We start from the raw sequence: 435 nt of genomic DNA, 5'->3' as shown, positions 1-435 counted from the left end.
CTTGCGCTTCGCCCAAGTGCTGGCTGAATGAGCTCAATCGCGATGCCTGTCGCAAAGAGCGCGCCGCCGATTTGGGCTAGCCGAAATCCAGTTGTTTGTTGTTCTGACTTGAGCAGGGAAATCAAGAGAGCAGTGCAGAGATAGGCTGCAAAAGCATGGGCGCTATCGTGGAGGGGGCCCCAAAATAGGTTTTGGTTTTCTACGCTTTCAATGCCGACGATTAAAAGCGCTAACAGCAGTGCGATGAGGCTGGATTTAAACGGACTTGGGATGCTTATGGCGTGCACAGGATCTCGATTTGTTAGGGTGCTTTGGCTTGATCTGCGTCAATTATTTGGCGCCGAAGGCCTTGAATTGTTGTTTTTCGCTCCCATCTTAATACGCAAGTAAAACGACGGGCTGTGACATCATAGCCCAACTGAGAGGTTTAAAATG

1 protein-coding gene is annotated in these 435 nt (G+C 49.9%); it reads right to left on the bottom strand.

Annotated features, from left to right (window positions below; translation table 11 throughout):
• Positions 1–287 (bottom strand): hypothetical protein (locus A3750_RS05340; RefSeq protein WP_156498430.1); only part of this gene is annotated, 287 nt, incomplete at its 3' end.
• Between the last annotated feature and the right edge of the window lie 148 nt (positions 288–435).

The organism is Oleiphilus sp. HI0079, assembly GCF_001635105.1.
Note: the sequence above shows the minus strand (reverse complement) of the source record. Positions and strands in the feature narration are given on the sequence as shown.